This window comes from Sutcliffiella horikoshii, assembly GCF_044809035.1.
Classification (GTDB): Bacteria; Bacillota; Bacilli; order Bacillales; family Bacillaceae_I; genus Sutcliffiella_A; species Sutcliffiella_A horikoshii_G.
The window spans coordinates 4126373-4142935 of sequence record NZ_CP085237.1 but is presented as its reverse complement, the minus strand read 5'-3'; the positions used below and the strand labels follow the sequence as shown (position 1 = coordinate 4142935).

Annotated in this window: 16 protein-coding genes; 11 read left to right on the top strand and 5 right to left on the bottom strand. The window is 45.4% G+C overall.

What is annotated here, in order from left to right:
• The first annotated feature begins 84 nt into the window (after positions 1-84).
• Positions 85-975, top strand: coding sequence for a biotin/lipoate A/B protein ligase family protein (locus LG307_RS21150; protein ID WP_404446240.1), 891 nt, complete (start codon positions 85-87; stop codon positions 973-975).
• A gap of 100 nt (positions 976-1075) precedes the next feature.
• Here the strand turns inward: LG307_RS21150 and LG307_RS21145 are convergent, their stop codons facing one another.
• Entirely contained in the window at positions 1076-1840 is a 765-nt protein-coding gene (locus tag LG307_RS21145; RefSeq protein WP_404446237.1) for an RsfA family transcriptional regulator, read from the bottom strand.
• Between the two features lie 234 nt (positions 1841-2074).
• On the opposite strand from LG307_RS21145, the gene LG307_RS21140 reads away from it, so the two are divergent.
• The 4 genes from LG307_RS21140 (at position 2075) to LG307_RS21125 (ending at position 5877) form a co-directional block, all read left to right on the top strand.
• A complete protein-coding gene (locus LG307_RS21140; protein ID WP_010197511.1) occupies positions 2075-2299 on the top strand; it encodes a DUF1450 domain-containing protein in 225 nt (74 codons plus the stop codon).
• Between the two features lie 323 nt (positions 2300-2622).
• A complete protein-coding gene (locus LG307_RS21135; RefSeq protein WP_404446234.1) occupies positions 2623-3921 on the top strand; it encodes an HD domain-containing protein in 1299 nt (432 codons plus the stop codon).
• A 30-nt stretch (positions 3922-3951) separates the two neighbouring features.
• Positions 3952-4458 (top strand): YwgA family protein, encoded by a 507-nt coding sequence (locus LG307_RS21130; protein ID WP_404446231.1) that lies wholly within the window; start codon positions 3952-3954, stop codon positions 4456-4458.
• A 135-nt stretch (positions 4459-4593) separates the two neighbouring features.
• On the top strand, positions 4594-5877 hold the full coding sequence (locus LG307_RS21125) for a DUF2254 domain-containing protein (protein ID WP_404446228.1): 1284 nt from the start codon (positions 4594-4596) through the stop codon (positions 5875-5877).
• Between the two features lie 37 nt (positions 5878-5914).
• On the opposite strand, the gene LG307_RS21120 is transcribed toward LG307_RS21125, so the two are convergent.
• Positions 5915-6142, bottom strand: a complete 228-nt coding sequence (locus tag LG307_RS21120; RefSeq protein WP_404450526.1) for a 2-hydroxymuconate tautomerase — start codon at positions 6140-6142, stop codon at positions 5915-5917.
• Positions 6143-6224: 82 nt separating this feature from the next.
• Between LG307_RS21120 and LG307_RS21115 the strand changes: the two genes are divergently transcribed.
• Positions 6225-6740 (top strand): YwhD family protein, encoded by a 516-nt coding sequence (locus LG307_RS21115; protein ID WP_404446225.1) that lies wholly within the window; start codon positions 6225-6227, stop codon positions 6738-6740.
• Between the two features lie 183 nt (positions 6741-6923).
• On the opposite strand, the gene LG307_RS21110 is transcribed toward LG307_RS21115, so the two are convergent.
• Positions 6924-8993: a transglycosylase domain-containing protein gene (locus tag LG307_RS21110; RefSeq protein ID WP_404446222.1), complete on the bottom strand. Its 2070-nt coding sequence runs from the start codon at positions 8991-8993 to the stop codon at positions 6924-6926.
• A gap of 334 nt (positions 8994-9327) precedes the next feature.
• Between LG307_RS21110 and speE the strand changes: the two genes are divergently transcribed.
• From speE to LG307_RS21085, 5 genes are all read left to right on the top strand, one after another.
• Entirely contained in the window at positions 9328-10155 is an 828-nt protein-coding gene (gene speE, locus LG307_RS21105) for a spermidine synthase (RefSeq protein ID WP_404446219.1), read from the top strand.
• Positions 10156-10241: 86 nt separating this feature from the next.
• A complete protein-coding gene (gene speB, locus LG307_RS21100; RefSeq protein WP_404446216.1) occupies positions 10242-11114 on the top strand; it encodes an agmatinase in 873 nt (290 codons plus the stop codon).
• Positions 11115-11779: 665 nt separating this feature from the next.
• Positions 11780-12235, top strand: coding sequence for a DUF1934 domain-containing protein (locus LG307_RS21095; RefSeq protein ID WP_404446214.1), 456 nt, complete (start codon positions 11780-11782; stop codon positions 12233-12235).
• A complete protein-coding gene (gene argS, locus LG307_RS21090) occupies positions 12232-13902 on the top strand; it encodes an arginine--tRNA ligase (protein ID WP_404446212.1) in 1671 nt (556 codons plus the stop codon). Before LG307_RS21095 ends, argS begins: the two co-directional genes overlap by 4 nt.
• A 94-nt stretch (positions 13903-13996) precedes the next feature.
• Positions 13997-14173 carry a XapX domain-containing protein gene (locus LG307_RS21085; protein WP_404446209.1) on the top strand — a complete coding sequence of 59 codons (177 nt, stop codon included), beginning with the start codon at positions 13997-13999 and terminating at the stop codon, positions 14171-14173.
• 88 nt (positions 14174-14261) lie between these two features.
• Here LG307_RS21085 and uvsE read toward each other — a convergent pair whose 3' ends face one another.
• Both uvsE and cls read right to left on the bottom strand, forming a co-directional pair.
• Entirely contained in the window at positions 14262-15215 is a 954-nt protein-coding gene (uvsE, locus tag LG307_RS21080) for a UV DNA damage repair endonuclease UvsE (RefSeq protein ID WP_404450525.1), read from the bottom strand.
• Between the two features lie 45 nt (positions 15216-15260).
• Positions 15261-16466: a cardiolipin synthase gene (gene cls / locus LG307_RS21075; protein ID WP_404446206.1), complete on the bottom strand. Its 1206-nt coding sequence runs from the start codon at positions 16464-16466 to the stop codon at positions 15261-15263.
• Positions 16467-16563 lie beyond the last annotated feature (97 nt).

Here is a 16563-nt window from a genome sequence, read left to right as displayed (position 1 = left end):
ACCCCCAAAGGGTATTTTTTTTCTCCCAAACCATGTATTATAATGCTAAGTAATCTATAAGTACGGAAGTTAAGAGGAGCATTAATGATGACGGCAGAACCAACAAAACCACAAGATCCAACAGAACAAATCCACTCTCCTGCGTTGCAGTTGTTGAAGCAGCCGAGCTGGCGTATTATAGATCAGTCGTCTTTAGGGGCAAATTTTCATGCGTTGCAATCTTTTGCGATGGATGACACATTATGCACTGCCGTGGGCAAAGGAGATAGCGGAGCGGCGTGTCGGACATGGGTGCACCATAACACGGTCGTGTTAGGCATTCAGGATACCCGCCTTCCTCACTTACAAGAGGGGATTGACTATTTGAACAGTCAAGGCTATGAGGTAATCGTAAGGAATTCAGGTGGACTTGCAGTCGTCCTGGACGCAGGCGTCTTGAACATTTCCCTTGTTTTTCCGGAAGGGGAGAAAGCTATCGATATCAATCGTGGGTATGATGCAATGTGGGAACTAACAAAGCATATGTTCCGCGATATGCCTTACAACATGGAAGCGAAGGAAATTGTCGGTTCCTATTGCCCAGGCAGCTACGACCTTAGCATTGAAGATAAAAAGTTTGCAGGCATCTCCCAGCGTCGTATTCGCGGAGGAGTAGCTGTACAAATTTACTTATGCATCGACGGAAGTGGATCTGAGCGGGCAGAGATGGTCGGAGAGTTCTACAAACGCTCCCTTCAAGGTGAAACGACCAAATTCGCTTTTCCGACCATTGTGCCAAACGTGATGGCATCCTTAACAGAGCTTACTGGTCAGCACCTAACAGTGCAAGACGTAATGCTGCGCCTTTTGACCTCCCTTAAAGAAATTAGCGGCACCATCTTCGCCAACAGCCTGCAGGGCCATGAACTGGACTTGTACGAACAATACTACGCGAGAATCTTGGAACGTAACGAAAAAGTTCTCGGAGAAAAATAAAAGGGTCTGCCCACTCTTTAAGGCATTAACGTAAGTGGGGTCAGACCCCTCTTTAATGCTTTAAAGCAAGTGGGGTCAGACCCCTTTTTTCTTTTTATCTCTATTCCGCCAGTTTCTCCAGGTTGCCGTTGCGGTCCATCATGAATTTGGATGGGACGTGTTCTTCTTCGTCGAAGAGGACTAGTTTGCGTGCTCGGTTCATGATTTTCATGAGGGTTTCGTAGTCTTCTTGGACGGTGACTTGTTCGTCTTGCAGTTTTTGCACGCGTTTTTCCAGTTCACTGTTGGCACGCGACAGTTCGGCGTTTTCTTTTACTAATCTCTCATTTTCCTGTTGTAGAGCGCTAGTATGGACGTTTGAATGTTTCATGGTTTGTAAGAAATGGATAACCTGCTCCATCGATAAAGAGGATCCCATTCCCATACTGCCACTGCCATAGCCCGAAACAAAAGATGGTTGTGCTTTCAGTTCTGCTGCTCTTCTTTCCACTCTTGTTTGCGGAGCGGTCAGAGGCTGCTTTACTTCCGAAACATCAAGCGGACTCTCTTCCAGCTGCTCCAACACAAACGGCAACTCCTCATTTACCACAGTCTCAGGTGGCGTATACAGTAGCTTTTTTGTCGGCTGCCCAAGTGCACGTTGACGTTGTTTTCGCTGCTTTTTCGCAAGCTGCAGCGCCTTCTCATAGTCATGGCGGACAACCGCGTTCCAGCGGAATCCACATGCAGCGGACGTGCGGTTCAGCTTGTCTCCTACCTCCTCAAATGCATTCAATTGGGTGCTTCCTTCACGGACATGGCGCAGGACGGTTTCTGCTAGCAATAAATCATTCTCTTCAGACCAAGCATCTTGACGATCTTTCATATATAATCCAACTCCCTTATTTAATCATCGTTCTGTCTATATTTTTGACGGAGAAAAAGATATTTATACATATTCATAGAAAAAATTACTAGATTGTTATCTGTCAGTATTTCGCCCCAATTCTCCTAAGAAACGAACTTGCATTGTCCTTGGATTCCCTGTAAAATACCTTTTAGCTAAAGTACGATAAAGTGATTTCAATCGCTTTTTGAATAGAAAGGGCTGTGTAGAACCATGGCAAATGAGTTTCGCATTTGTGATGACTGCGACGCTACCAATGTAAAAACCTTGATTCCGAAACTGAAAAAAGTGGACGAGGGAGCATGTGTGGAAGTGGGCTGTCAATCCTATTGCGGGCCGGGAAGAAAGAAGTCGTTTGCATTCGTAAACAACCGTCCTGTCTCCGCCCCGACAGAAGATGAACTAATCGAAAAAATAGAGAAAAAGTTAAAGAAATAAAAAATCGCCTCTGTATCCCTGCATAGGTGATTTTTTATTCGCCTTTTCTTGAAAAAAAGACTAAGCCGCAACGAAGTAGGGTACACCCATAGAGGGAGTTTCCCCGGTTAGTTGGAGTGCAGGGTGTTCGACTCCGGAGGGAGATAGCGGTAGACTTGAGACCCCACAGGCGAAGCCGAGGAGGCTCAAGCACCGCCCCTCGGAAAGCGAACACCCGGAACGCAGACTAACAGGTGTTTAACCAAAACCACCTTTTCTTGTAAAATATTTACGATATAATAGAATGAGATAAATATTATGCCGAAAATAATGAGGTCTACGAAATGAGTTATGCAACCGAAAAACTGAGTGAAGAAAAGGTATTTAAGGACCCCGTTCACAGATATATCCATGTGCGCGACAGGGTTGTGTGGGATTTGATTGGGACTAGGGAATTTCAGCGTTTGCGCCGGATCCGCCAGCTTGGTACCACCTATTTGACGTTCCACGGCGCTGAGCATAGCCGGCTTAACCATTCATTGGGAGTATACGAGATTGTCCGCCGCATTATTGATGACGGATTTGAAGGAAGGCAAGATTGGAATCCGGATGATCGCCTGTTATGCCTGTGCGCTGCGCTGCTGCATGATTTGGGGCACGGTCCTTTTTCACATTCCTTTGAAAAGGTGTTCCACTTAGATCATGAAGATTTTACCCAGGCCATCATTCTCGGGGACACGGAAGTAAACGCCGTCCTTAAAAAGGTCCATAAGGATTTTCCGAAAGATGTGGCCGAGGTCATCGCAAAAACATATAAAAATAAATTGGTAGTCAGCATGATTTCCAGTCAGATTGATGCCGACCGCATGGATTACCTGCAACGTGACGCTTATTTTACGGGAGTCAGTTACGGGCATTTCGATATGGAGCGGATCCTGCGTGTCATGCGCCCGAGAGAAGATCAGGTGGTCATTAAATCTAGTGGAATGCATGCGGTGGAAGATTATATCATGAGCCGCTATCAGATGTATTGGCAGGTTTATTTCCACCCTGTAACGAGAAGTGCGGAAGTGATTTTGACCAAGATTCTGCACCGTGCCAAACAATTGCACCAAGAATATTACACATTTAAATATTATCCTGTTCATTTCTACTCTCTTTTTGAGGAAGAAATTTCAGTAGAGGATTACATAAAACTTGATGAAGCAGTGGTTATGTACTATTTCCAATCCTGGCAGGAAGAAGAAGATTCGATATTAAGCGACTTATGTCGACGATTTATGAACAGGAATTTGTTTAAATACGTCGAATTTAATCCTAATAAGCAAATGATGGACTTGATGGAACTGACAAGTCTCTTTAAGAAAGCGGGCATCGACCCTGCATACTATCTAGTGGTGGACTCTTCCTCCGACCTGCCGTACGACTTTTACCGTCCGGGAGAAGAAGAGGAGCGCCTGCCGATTCACCTGCTTATGCCAAATGGGGATGTGCGTGAGCTTTCAAGGGAATCTGAGATCGTGGATGCCATTTCCGGCAAAAGAAGAACCGATCACAAGCTTTATTTTCCACTAGACATGCTAGAGGATCTATCGTCTAAAAAATCGGCTAAGAAAAAAATCAGAGAGATACTAGGAATATAGGCAACGGATAAGGTTAGGAGATGAAAGGGTTTGTTGACAGATCACGCAAAATTAATGAAGGTGTTTGCATCTGCAGGTGAAGTCATTGGGAGAAAAAAGCTGCAGAAAATGGTGTATATAGCCAAAAAGTTGAACTACCCATTTTATGAAAAGTACAATTTCCATTTTTACGGACCATATTCTGAAGAAGTGACGTTGCGAGTGGAGGAGCTTTGCAATCTCGGCTTTTTAAGCGAGCTGAAAGAGAACAAAGGGGGCTACTCGCAGTACCGCTACTCTTTAACCGAAAACGGGGAAGAATTCCTGCAACATTATGACTTGGAAATGCCGCACCTGAACGAGTGCATGACCAAGATGAACGAACAGAACTCCCGCTTTTTAGAGCTGGTTTCCACGGTGCTGTTCTTTGAGAACCTGCCGCGGGAAGAAGTGAAGGACAAAGTCTTTACGCTAAAAAGCAAGCAGCGCTACACAGAGGACGAAGTGAACGAGGCATACGACTATATCGAAAGCCTTCGCGAATGCATCACACAATAAGATTGAAAAGCCCAAGGGGATGGTTTGATCCTTTTGGGCTTTTTGTTTTGTATATACCGATAAACAGGCTTACCTCCACCCCAAAAAGGGAATGCTACCTATAAAAAGCCGCCAAAAAAGAGGAGCAGCGTACATATGGAAAAGTGGACCTTGAGAGCAAGGAAGGAAATTTGGTTTGTGCCAAGCCTTTATGCGTTGGCAAGTATTATTCTTACAGCGATTGTGATAGCAGTCGATACCGTTTTTGCTGACTCTGTACAGAATTATCTTCCCAAAATATTTTTCACGAATGTGGATTTGAGTACAACCATTTTGAGCTCGATTGCCACCGCAATTCTTACGATGACGACCATTTCTTTTTCCACCATCATGGTTGTCCTGACCACCTACTCCAGCCAATTTTCCCCTCGGACGCTTCAGGACTTTATGACGGAAAAGATGACGCTCCGGGTGTTGGGTGTGTTTGTCGGGTCCTTTATTTACACGGTGTTGTCCTTGTTGTTCATGAAGGATTGGCTAGATGAGCAGCGGGTGTTAGCCTCAGGTATAGGTGTGATTCTCGCTGTGATATGTGTGGGGTATTTTGTCTTTTTCATTCACCATGTTGCACGCTCGATCCAGGTGAGCAAGCTGATTGAGCGGCTCATGAAAGAGGGCCTTGCTACAGTGAAAAAGAAAAAGCTTCTCTATAAAGCCGAAAAAATTCTTTTTGAAAAGATGGATATTTCTACGTCCGCTTCGCAGGAAAAAATGGAACTTACTCCAAAGGCAACAGGCTATGTCCAAGTAGTCGATACAGAGGGATTGGCAGCCAAGGCAAAGGAGCATGGTTTTCATATTGTGTTCAATAAACGAATCGGTGATTTTGTAACCGAACGAAGCGTGATTGCCTTTGTTAATTTTACAAAAGAAAAACCAGAAGAGTTGGACCTGACCGCTTTCATCGAGGTGGGGGAGGAGCGCACGCCGCTGCAAGACGGGGAATTTGCCTTGCAGAAAATGGCGGAAGTGGCTTTGCGCGCAATTTCTCCTGGCATAAACGACCCAAACACTGCCAACAACTGTATACGGTATATGAGCAGACTGTTGATGGAATTTGGCGAGGTGGATGCAGACGCGATCACATACCTCGATGAGGACAAGGAAAAGAGGGTGACGATTCCTCAACGAACCTTTGAAGAAATCCTGTACACCGGGTTTTATCAGATTCGAATTTATGGAGAACGGGATATTTCGGTCATACTCACTACCTTGGAGTGCCTGCTCCTTATTGCAGAAGGAAGCAATCAAGAGATCAAGGATAAGATCAAGAATATGTGGGGATTTCTAGTGGACAGCATCAAGGAAGAGTATTTCGAGCCGCTTGATATAAAAATGGTGGAAAAGAAGAAGAAAAAGTTAAGCGAATTGCTGAATTAAAAAGGGATTCGAGGCCTGTCCGAATCCCTCTGAGCCATTATTGATCGCTTAATCGCTTACCGCCAACAGCATAGTGACCTTTTGTCATCTCTTCAATAAACACGACAATTTTCTCTTCCGGGGCACCGGTTGTTTCGCTGACAGCAGCTGTCACTTTTTCCACCAATGCTTTTTTCTGCTCTTCACTGCGTCCTTCCAGCATCTTAACAGTTACATAAGGCATTTTACATTCGCTCCTTTGATTGTTTTTAACTCTCCCGTAAATTATTGTATAATGAAAAGAAAAGCGCAAGCGGCAGGATCGGATTTGCCATTGCAGCTATACAATTAAGCAAGGGGGCTAGAAAATGGATCAAGAAAAGAAGAAAAAACCAATTGGCTTTAATATTATAAAAAATGACCCGACAGACGGGCACGGCGGATTCGGGATTGGGGCGTTGAGTCTTGATAATGTGTCACCTGTATTTGTAGATGTGGACGGCGGAGAGGCTTTCGTCGATATTGGCGCGATGCATGCCCGCAGTACGATAGAGCGTGGAATCAAGTTCCTTCCCAACAAAGAGGATGTGCCGAACGGAAAACCTTACTGGCTTGTATGGGTAACCATCGACCGCAAGCAGGAAGGTCCTTACTATGCCGGTGTGACTGCATGTGAGATGACCGTTGATCGCGAAATTCGCAGAGGCTACAAGTCACTTCCAGAGCATGTGAATAAAATGGATAAGTCCATGAAGCGCCACATCATGGTGGAGCATATGGATGACCGTTCCAAAACTATTTTGCAAAACTATCTGGAGTTCCATGACAGCGGAATGTGGGAACGAGCTTCCGATGACCTGAAAAACCAATTAGCTGTAAACTAGTTTGTCAAGAGGTTCTCAAAAATAAAGATGTGACATTTTTTTGAATGTTCGACTCTACCCACTTGAGTTATTACGACAAAAAAAGTAAAATTAACTCACATGTGTAGAACACATGGAAAGCTAGGACACCTAAAACCCCCGGGAGACATCCCGGGGGTTTTAACTTTTTTAGGATACTATTCACTACATCCAAGGAACAAATCTCTTCCACCATTTTTTAGTTTCTTCTTTAGGCTGTGCCTCAGGAATCGCGTCTTCCTCTTTGACATCCTCTAAGTGCGCCATGCAGTATTCGGTTGGTTCGGTGCCCTTGATGTAATAGCTTAATCTGGAAACCGGACAGTCGCTTGTGGCAAGTAGGCCGGTTTGCGGATTGACCTGCACCCCGACAACGCCTTCCGTTGGAGCAAATGCCACAACAGATTTATTATTCAGTGCGCGCTCCATAAATCCGGCCCATAAATTTTTCGCATAATGCTTTTCCGCCCAGAGTGTAATCGATTGGTCACGGTCGTAGCCTGTCCAAACAGCGCTGACCAGCTGAGGGGTGTATCCGATCATCCAACTGTCCGTTTCGGTGGAACCTGATTTTCCGGCATAAGGCCTTGTCAGTTTATCGCGAATCGCATTTCCTGTTACAGCCATATAGCCGTTTAACGCTGGATCAAACATTCCCGTCATCATATGGTTCAGGACAAAGGTTACATCAGGATCTAACAACTGTTTGGCTTCCTTTTCGCGTTCATAAAGGATTTCTCCGCGGTAGTTCACTACTTTTTCAATGAAAACTGGTTTGACTTCTTTTCCTCCATTAGCAAACACGCTATAGGCATTCGCCATGTCGAGCACCCGGACAGGGGAGGTGCCCAATGCAAGCGAAGGGACATCCTTAATTGGAGACCCGATTCCAAGCTTTTTTGCCTGTTTGGTCAATTCTTTTTCTCCAAGAAGCAGGTGAGTTTTCACCGCATAGACGTTATCTGATAATGGCAATGCCTGCATCATGGTCAAAATATCATTTGCATAGTAGTTGTTGAAGTTATGCGGCGTGTATTGCGAGCGACCGTTATCGATCTCAAAGGTTGTCACCTCACTGCGAAAACCGGTGGATGGCGTAAAACCCTGCTCAAGTGCCCGGTAATACAACAGCGGCTTGAATGTCGAACCTGGCTGCCTTTCCGCCTGTGTCACCCGATTGTACGGGCTTTCTTCGTAATTTCTTCCTCCGACAAGCGCAAGCACTCTGCCTGTTTTCGGATCCATGGAAACGAACCCGACTTGCATGTCAGACTCCGGATCAAACGTTTTCTCCACTTCCTCTTCCGCAATAGCCTGTAGAGTAGGGTCTAACGTAGTATAAATGTGAAGCCCGCCCATTTCTAATTCTTTCTGCAGGCCCAATACATTTCTAATCTCCGCCCTTACGGCATCTTGAAAATAAGGAGCCATAAATTCTTTCGGCAGATGCTCACGGTTTCCGTAAGTCAGCGGTTGTGCGAGTGCTTCTTCTGCTTCTTTTTTTGTAAGAGATCCGTTTTCCACCATCGAGTGCAGAACAATTCCCTGCCTTTGACGTGCCCGGTCACTATCTGCATAAGGCGAAAAGACGCTTGGACCTTTCGGTATACCCGCAAGCATGCTGGCTTCCGCTAGTGTCAGTTCTTTCGCAGGCTTGTTAAAATAGTAATAAGACGCCGATTCAATTCCATAAGCGCCGTGTCCATAGTAGATAGTATTCAAATAGCCTTCGAGAATCTCTTCTTTTGAATAATTAGCCTCAATTCGGATGGTATAAAGAGCCTCTTCCCATTTCCGCTTCCACGTCTTATCGTGAACGAGGAAAAGATTACGCGCATATTGCTGTGAAATGGTACTTGCTCCTTGAACCTTTGCCCGAGCTTTAATATCGGCAAGGATGGCACCACCAATCCGTTTCGGATCAAAGCCGTGATGGGTAAAAAAACGCCTGTCTTCCACCGCCACCGTCGCATCCACTACATAAGGGGAAATATCCTCAAGTCCGACCCAGTACCGCTTTTCGCCACTATGAGCTTCCCCAATGATGGACCCGTCCTTGCTATAAAAAATCGATGACTGCGTGACAGAAAGGGGGGGAGCGCCCTTGGACTTCGCATAAATCCACACTCCGCCAACTAAAAGAAAGAAAGAGATCGATAGGATGATTCCTATAAAAAACATCGCGCGAACATATTTAATAACCTGCTGAAACCGGTCGTTTGTTATTAATTCCATGTGTATCGATCCCCCTTCCACATTGCTACAAAAGATTCCCATATATAAATACAGTTTTTATTCCTAGTATGAAATTCTTTGAACCTTTTTAAACATTTGCAGAAAAATAAATTTTTTACTTGAATTTTTGCTAGATTCATCTATACTTTTTTCTTGGTGATTAGAAAAGTGGAAGTGGTGGTTCGTTGGCCGCGGAAGCAAGAAATCCAGATAAATCAATGTTTCATTTTTCATCGATAGGGAACGATAAAAACGAGCATTTAACGATAGAAACTTAAGCTTATGGCCGCAAGATAGATAGATCATTTTATTTTGGAAGGGAATGTTGGACAAAATGGAATTATGGTACACAGAATATCAAACAAAAAACTTCGGAATCACAGCGAAAATCAAACGCACTTTACATACAGAGCAGACGGAATTCCAAAAGCTTGATATGGTAGAAACAGAAGAGTTCGGCAACATGCTTATTTTGGACGGAATGGTCATGACAACTCAAAAGGACGAGTTCGTTTATCACGAAATGGTGGCACACGTGCCATTGTTCACACACCCTAACCCTGAAAACGTGTTGGTAGTAGGCGGAGGAGACGGCGGCGTAATCCGCGAAGTGCTGAAGCACCCTAGCGTGAAAAAAGCGACGCTTGTGGAAATCGACGGAAAAGTAATCGAGTACTCCAAAAAATACCTTCCTGAAATTGCTGGCGAGCTTGAAAATGAGCGCGTAGAAGTGAAGGTTGGCGACGGATTCATGCATATCGCAGAAAGCGAAAACATTTATGATGTCATCATGGTAGACTCCACGGAGCCAGTAGGACCCGCTGTAAACCTATTTACAAAAGGCTTCTACGCAGGAATTTCCAAAGCGCTAAAAGAAGACGGCGTATTCGTGGCGCAAACGGACAACCCATGGTTTACACCGGAACTGATTACAAATGTACAACGCGACGTACGTGAAATCTTCCCGATTACACGCCTATACATCGCAAACATCCCAACATACCCAAGCGGCATGTGGACATTCACAATTGGATCCAAAAAGCACGATCCACTGGAAGTAAGCGAAGACCGCTTCCACGAAATCGACACAAAATACTACACCAAAGAACTGCACAAAGCAGCATTCGCCCTACCTAAATTTGTAGCGGATTTAGTGAAGTAACGAGATAAAGAACTAAAGAGGGGTCTGACCCTCAGCGCGTTAAAGCGCTAAGGGTCAGACCCTTTAATTAAAGGAGGAAACCACCCATGCGTTTTGATGAAGCATATTCAGGCAACGTCTTTATTAAAAGCCACCCAAGCTTTGATGATAGCCAAGCAGTAATTTACGGCATGCCGATGGACTGGACAGTAAGCTACCGCCCAGGATCCCGCTTTGGCCCGTCCCGTATCCGTGAAGTATCCATCGGACTAGAAGAGTACAGCCCGTACCTAGACCGCGAATTGGAAGAAGTAAAATACTTCGATGCAGGAGACATCCCATTGCCTTTCGGTAACCCGCAAAAAAGCATCGAAATGATCGAAGAATACATCGACAGTCTTTTAGAAAAAGACAAGTTCCCACTTGGAATGGGTGGAGAGCACCTTGTATCTTGGCCTGTCATCAAGGCGATGTACAAAAAGTATCCGGATCTTGCTATCATCCATATGGACGCTCACACAGACCTACGCGACGATTACGAAGGAGAGCCGCTTTCCCACTCCACACCAATCAAGAAAGCAGCAAACTTAATCGGACCAACCAATGTTTATTCTTTTGGTATCCGTTCCGGCATGAAGGAAGAGTTCCAATGGGCGAAGGAAGTAGGCATGCACATCTCCAAATTCGAAGTGCTTGAGCCGTTGAAAGAGATCCTTCCGACACTTGCTGGCCGTCCGGTTTATGTAACAATCGACATCGACGTGCTTGACCCTGCACACGCACCAGGCACAGGAACCGTGGATTGCGGCGGCATCACATCCCGTGAATTGCTTGCATCCATCCATGCCATCGCAGGTTCCGATGTGAACGTAGTGGGAGCAGACCTTGTAGAAGTGGCACCTATCTATGACACTTCCGAGCAAACTGCCAACACGGCAAGCAAACTGATCCGCGAAATGATTTTAGGTTGGGTAAAATAAGCGTTTCAAAATCAGCTCTGTTTACTAAGTGCTTGCTTGCTACTAAGCCGCCTTGGGAGACAGGGCTTTTTTGTATAAGAAAGGATTCTATTTGCCTGAAGGCTTAAGAAATCAAGGTGAAAAGTCTAATAGAACGCCTCTATACGCCCTAAGACCAAGGAAACCCAGGTGAATTGTCCAATAGAACGCCTCTATTCACCCGAAGGCCAAACAAACCGAGGTAAACTGTCTAATAGAACGCCTCTATACGCCCGAAGGCCAAGGAAACCCAGGTGAATTGTCCAATAGAACGCCTCTATTCACCCGAAGGCCAAACAAACCGAGGTAAATTGTCTAATAGAATGCCTCTATTCACCCGAAGGCCAAACAAACCGAGGTAAACTGTCTAATAGAACGCTTCTAAACGCCCGAAGGCCAAGGAAACCCAGGTAAATTGTCCAATAGAACGCTTCTATTCACCCGAATCGCCACAAAACTCCAGCCAAACGTCCAATAGAACTCCCATTCTTAACCCTACCCCCACACTACCATCAAAAAAATCACCCATTTCCCAAAACCCCCAACATCCTCTATTGAACTCCACACCCTACTTGTTTTATACTATGAAGGTTATAGAAAAATCGACGCGAACCAACAAGCGTTAAGATAAAAGGATGTGGGGCCAAATGGCAGACAATCAAAATCACTTAAAGATGCCGATAAAGGTGACGTTCCAGTCGGAAATAATTCATGCGGATAATGACAGGGAATTTGTTGTGTTTGGAGCAGATGGTCAATACTACATAAAAGGTGAATCAGAATACATCGTCTTCTCAGAAGAGCTCGAAGGCAAGGAGAAGGTCGATTGTTTTTATAAAATTACAGACAAAGAAGTGCGTCTGAAGCGTTCAGGGGACATCAATATGCTGCAATCCTTCCGTGCCGGTGAAACGACAGAAGGAAGCTACCAGGGCGCTGGCGCAGGGTTTCAGTTTGAAACGGAAACGGAAAAAGTGGTCATGATGAAGGATTCAGATAAGAAGCGAGGCTGTTTGCAGCTTGACTATAAATTGAAGGTTCAAGATCAAGTAACCGGTCAATACTTGATAACAATCAACTACGAGGAGGAACAGGCAAGATGAATATAGTAGAACAAGTACAAGAACGCCTGAAAGAAGAGATCAAAGCGTCCGTTCTTAAAGCAGGCTTGGCAACAGAGGAGCAGATTCCAGCTGTTGTTCTTGAAACACCAAAGGATAAAGCAAACGGGGACTATTCCACGAACATGGCGATGCAGCTTGCACGCGTAGCGAAAAAAGCACCTCGCATGATTGCAGAAGAAATCGTGAAAAATTTTGATCAATCGAAAGCATCTATTGAAAAAATAGATATCGCTGGTCCTGGATTCATCAACTTTTACATGGACAACGCTTATCTCACAGACCTAATCCCAACGATTCTAAAAGCGGGAACTGATTACGGTCGTTCCAACGTGGGGAACGGTGAGAAAATCAATGTCGAGTTCGTATCTGCAAACCCTACAGGCGACCTTCATCTTGGACATGCCCGTGGTGCGGCAGTGGGGGACTCCCTATGTAATGTACTGGATAAGGCAGGGTATGAGGTGACACGCGAATACTACATCAATGATGCAGGTAACCAAATCAACAACCTGGCTCTTTCTGTTGAGGCACGTTATTTCCAGGCGCTTGGCCAAGACAAAGAAATGCCGGAAGACGGTTATCATGGGAAAGATATCATCGGGATCGGCCAGGCAATCGCAGATGAGTTCGGCGACCGTTTCGTCAACGAATCAGAAGAGGACCGCCGCAGCTTTTTCCGTGAATACGGCTTAAAATACGAAATGAAAAAACTGCAACAGGACTTAGAAGAGTTCCGTGTCCGTTTTGACGTTTGGTACTCCGAGACTTCCCTGTACAACAACGGGAAAATCGATGAAGCACTGGCAACCCTTCGCGAGCAGGGACACATCTACGAAGAAGAGGGAGCAACATGGTTCCGCTCCATGGAATTCGGCGATGACAAAAACCGTGTTCTCATCAAAAATGACGGGTCATACACGTACCTGACGCCGGATATTGCGTACCACCAAGATAAACTAAAACGCGGACATGACAAGCTCATCAACATCTGGGGAGCAGACCACCACGGTTACATCCCTCGTATGAAAGCTGCCATTGAAGCACTTGGTTACGGAAAAGACGCACTGGAAGTGGAAATCATCCAGCTTGTCCACCTTTTCCAAAACGGCGAAAAGATGAAAATGAGCAAGCGTACCGGTAAAGCGGTAACGATGCGCGACTTGATGGAAGAAGTGGGCTTGGATGCCGTTCGTTACTTCTTTGCCATGCGTTCAGGTGATACGCATCTAGATTTCGATATGGACTTGGCAGTATCACAGTCCAACGAAAACCCGGTGTTCTATGCACAATACGCGCACGCTCGTATTTGCAGCATGCTTCGCCAAGGAGAAGAGCAAGGCATCAGCCTGGAAGGAAACTTCGCTCTTGAACACGTCTCTTCTGAAAAAGAAATTGATCTTTTGAAAAAGCTAGGGGAATATCCGCTTGCGGTAGCCGAAGCGGCGGAAAAACGCATTCCTCACCGTATCACCAACTATACATTTGAACTTGCTTCCGCGCTTCACAGCTTCTACAATGCGGAAAAAGTATTGGATGCAGACAACCAAGAAAAATCAAAGGCACGTCTAGGGTTGATGAAAGCTGTACAAATCACCTTGCAGGACGCTTTGAAACTAATCGGAGTTTCTGCACCTGAGAAGATGTAATTCCAAGAAAACTCTCTACTAGAAATTAGAGTAGAGAGTTTTCTTTTGGTCAAAATAAACAACATAGACTAAAACAACAAGGGAGTTTTAAACAATGAAAGAAAGCATACTAGCACTTGCAACAGGAATGGTCGTAGGATTCCTTTTCGCTCTATTCCGCCTGCCAATCCCAGCACCACCCGTATTCTCGGGCATCGTCGGGATCGTCGGCATCTACCTTGGCTACCGCCTGTTTACCTGGGTAGCCCCAATATTCCAATCAAGCAACTAATTCCAATGAACCAACTAAAAAAGAGGGGTCTGACTCTTCACCGCTTTAGAGCGGTGAGGGTCAGACCCCTCTTCACTTATTTAGCACTTCACCACTCCACCGCACCGCCGCTAATTCGTTTCACGCCACGGATCTTCGAGATGTCTTCACATAGCTGCAGTGCCGCCTCGTCTTTTCGTTTTGCTTCCACCATAAAGTCGACATCCTGGCCTAGCCCGACCACCACTTTCAAAAATTCCATTAAAAACTGCAGATCCACAAAGTCTGCATGGTGCCGCAATTTCTTTTCCGAAATAGGGGAGGATATATGGATCTTTGGTATGATGCCGATATCCTTCCACGTCGCATACACTCTTGGCAGAAGCTCCTCCCAAGAAACGGAACTCGGATTGGCGTACTCATGGTGATAATCGAACGCAAGCGGAATCCCGAGCTCCTCGCACAACACCAACGTTTCCTCCGTTGTGTAGGTCTTATCATCATTCTCCAGCGTCATCCGCGCCCGGACCTCATCCGGAAGCGACACAATATTTTCCCTGAACCGCTCCACCGCAAGCTCCTTATTCCCGTAAGCGCCGCCAACATGGATGTTGATCGTTCCCTCATTCTCCAACCCCATCGCCTTCAGCATCTCATAGTGATAGACCATATCAATGACCGCATTCTCGGTTATATGCGGTTTATCACTCGTGAACAAAGTAAACTGGTTGGGATGAAAGCTCGAACGCATCCCATACCGTTTCACTAAGTCCCCAATCTCCTTGAATTCATCACCAAATTCACTAACAAAATCCCATTTTACATCCGGATGGGTCGCAAGCGGAACAATGGAAGAGGAGAAACGAAAGACTTTAATTTCGTGCGCAATACAAAAGTAAATCGTTCGCAGCGTGTTCATTAAATTCTCTCGCGTCACCGAAAGCAACTTTTCACGACCCTCCTCGGCAGACATCTGCTTATAGCGGGTATAAGTCAACGCACGGGCAGGGGAGGCCTCCCACAGCGTCCAAGATTGTGAAACAAATCCAAAGCGAATTCTCATCCAAACAAACTCCTTTTCAAAAGCTTTGCAATAACAACCCACTACTCACAACAAAGGCGCAATGACCTTGGAAAGCTTTTCTTTTCCCTTATCCAACAGAGTTCGGTTCCGGATGAACTCCAGCGTTAACTTTTCCGAGTTGTGGATATCCTTGTGAATTTCCTGTACTGTCTTGTGCACAAATTCTTTATCATATATCAGGCAATTGATTTCATTGTTCAAGAAAAGGCTGCGCTTATCAAAATTAGCGGTACCAACATCACAGGTATGATCATCGATTACCATAACTTTTGCGTGATAGAATCCGAGATAGAATCGATAAACCTCCGCTCCTGCTTGTATCATCGTTGCAAAGTATGGAAACGCAGCATCCATCACCAGCGCATGGTCGGCTTTCGCCGGGACAAGAACAGTAACCTTCACCCCGCGCCCCAAGGCGGAAAGCAATTCATCCAGCAACGGCTCACTCGGTATAAAGTAAGGAGTGCAGATGATGATGGATTTCTCCGCTTTTTGAAGCAGCTTTAAAAACGTCTCCGTCAAATGCCCGCCATTTGTCGGGACCAGCTTATGCGTAATCGGGCCTTTTGTAAGCTCCGGATAATAATCACCGCCCCACTCGCGTGAAGGGAAATCGCCGGCTTGCTCCCAGTTTTGGATAAACTGTGATTGGAGGTCCTGCACACCTTCCCCCTCCAGCTTGAGGTGGTAGTCGCGCCAAACGCCAAATTCGGGATCCTGTCCGAGGTATTCCTTTCCAATATTGAATCCTCCAACATACCCGATTTTTCCGTCTATCACCGTGATTTTCCGGTGATTTCGCTGGTTGATGCTGAAGAAAAAGAAAGGAAAGGCGGGCTTATGATAAACCTCCACTTCGATGCCGTGCTGCTCAAGTTCTTTGATGGTCTCTTTTTTTACATCAAAGGATCCAAAATAATCGAGTAGGAGCCGAACCTCTAAACCCTGATCTGCTTTATCTTTTAAAATAGATAGAAATTCCTTGCTCGCATGGTCGTCTCGTACCATGTAAAAGAGGGAATGTATGTGGTTGCTAGCATGACGCATGTCGTGGAATAAGTCCTTATACAAAAGGTTTCCGTCAGCATAGAGGAGAATATCACTCTGCCTTTTTGGGAATTTCAACCTTTTAACTTCTTTCAAATGCTTCTTTCTTCCCAAATGTAAATCCAGTGCCAACCATCCAAAAATGAAACCGACCCCGATGATAATGTACAATACAACTGCCATCTTATTCCCTCCCGAAAACACGTCCATTTAGTTTTTACGTAATCAATCGTTCTTATCCTATAACTAATTACCCATACCCTGATTCACAGAAAAATAT

Coding starts and splice junctions, on each gene's coding strand:
- LG307_RS21150 (WP_404446240.1), top strand. CDS start 85: ATGATGACGGCAGAACCAACAAAACCACAAGATCCAACAGAACAAATC.
- LG307_RS21145 (WP_404446237.1), bottom strand. CDS start 1,840: ATGAAAGATCGTCAAGATGCTTGGTCTGAAGAGAATGATTTATTGCTA.
- LG307_RS21140 (WP_010197511.1), top strand. CDS start 2,075: ATGGCAAATGAGTTTCGCATTTGTGATGACTGCGACGCTACCAATGTA.
- LG307_RS21135 (WP_404446234.1), top strand. CDS start 2,623: ATGAGTTATGCAACCGAAAAACTGAGTGAAGAAAAGGTATTTAAGGAC.
- LG307_RS21125 (WP_404446228.1), top strand. CDS start 4,594: ATGGAAAAGTGGACCTTGAGAGCAAGGAAGGAAATTTGGTTTGTGCCA.
- LG307_RS21115 (WP_404446225.1), top strand. CDS start 6,225: ATGGATCAAGAAAAGAAGAAAAAACCAATTGGCTTTAATATTATAAAA.
- LG307_RS21110 (WP_404446222.1), bottom strand. CDS start 8,993: ATGGAATTAATAACAAACGACCGGTTTCAGCAGGTTATTAAATATGTT.
- speE (WP_404446219.1), top strand. CDS start 9,328: ATGGAATTATGGTACACAGAATATCAAACAAAAAACTTCGGAATCACA.
- speB (WP_404446216.1), top strand. CDS start 10,242: ATGCGTTTTGATGAAGCATATTCAGGCAACGTCTTTATTAAAAGCCAC.
- LG307_RS21095 (WP_404446214.1), top strand. CDS start 11,780: ATGGCAGACAATCAAAATCACTTAAAGATGCCGATAAAGGTGACGTTC.
- argS (WP_404446212.1), top strand. CDS start 12,232: ATGAATATAGTAGAACAAGTACAAGAACGCCTGAAAGAAGAGATCAAA.
- LG307_RS21085 (WP_404446209.1), top strand. CDS start 13,997: ATGAAAGAAAGCATACTAGCACTTGCAACAGGAATGGTCGTAGGATTC.
- uvsE (WP_404450525.1), bottom strand. CDS start 15,215: ATGAGAATTCGCTTTGGATTTGTTTCACAATCTTGGACGCTGTGGGAG.
- cls (WP_404446206.1), bottom strand. CDS start 16,466: ATGGCAGTTGTATTGTACATTATCATCGGGGTCGGTTTCATTTTTGGA.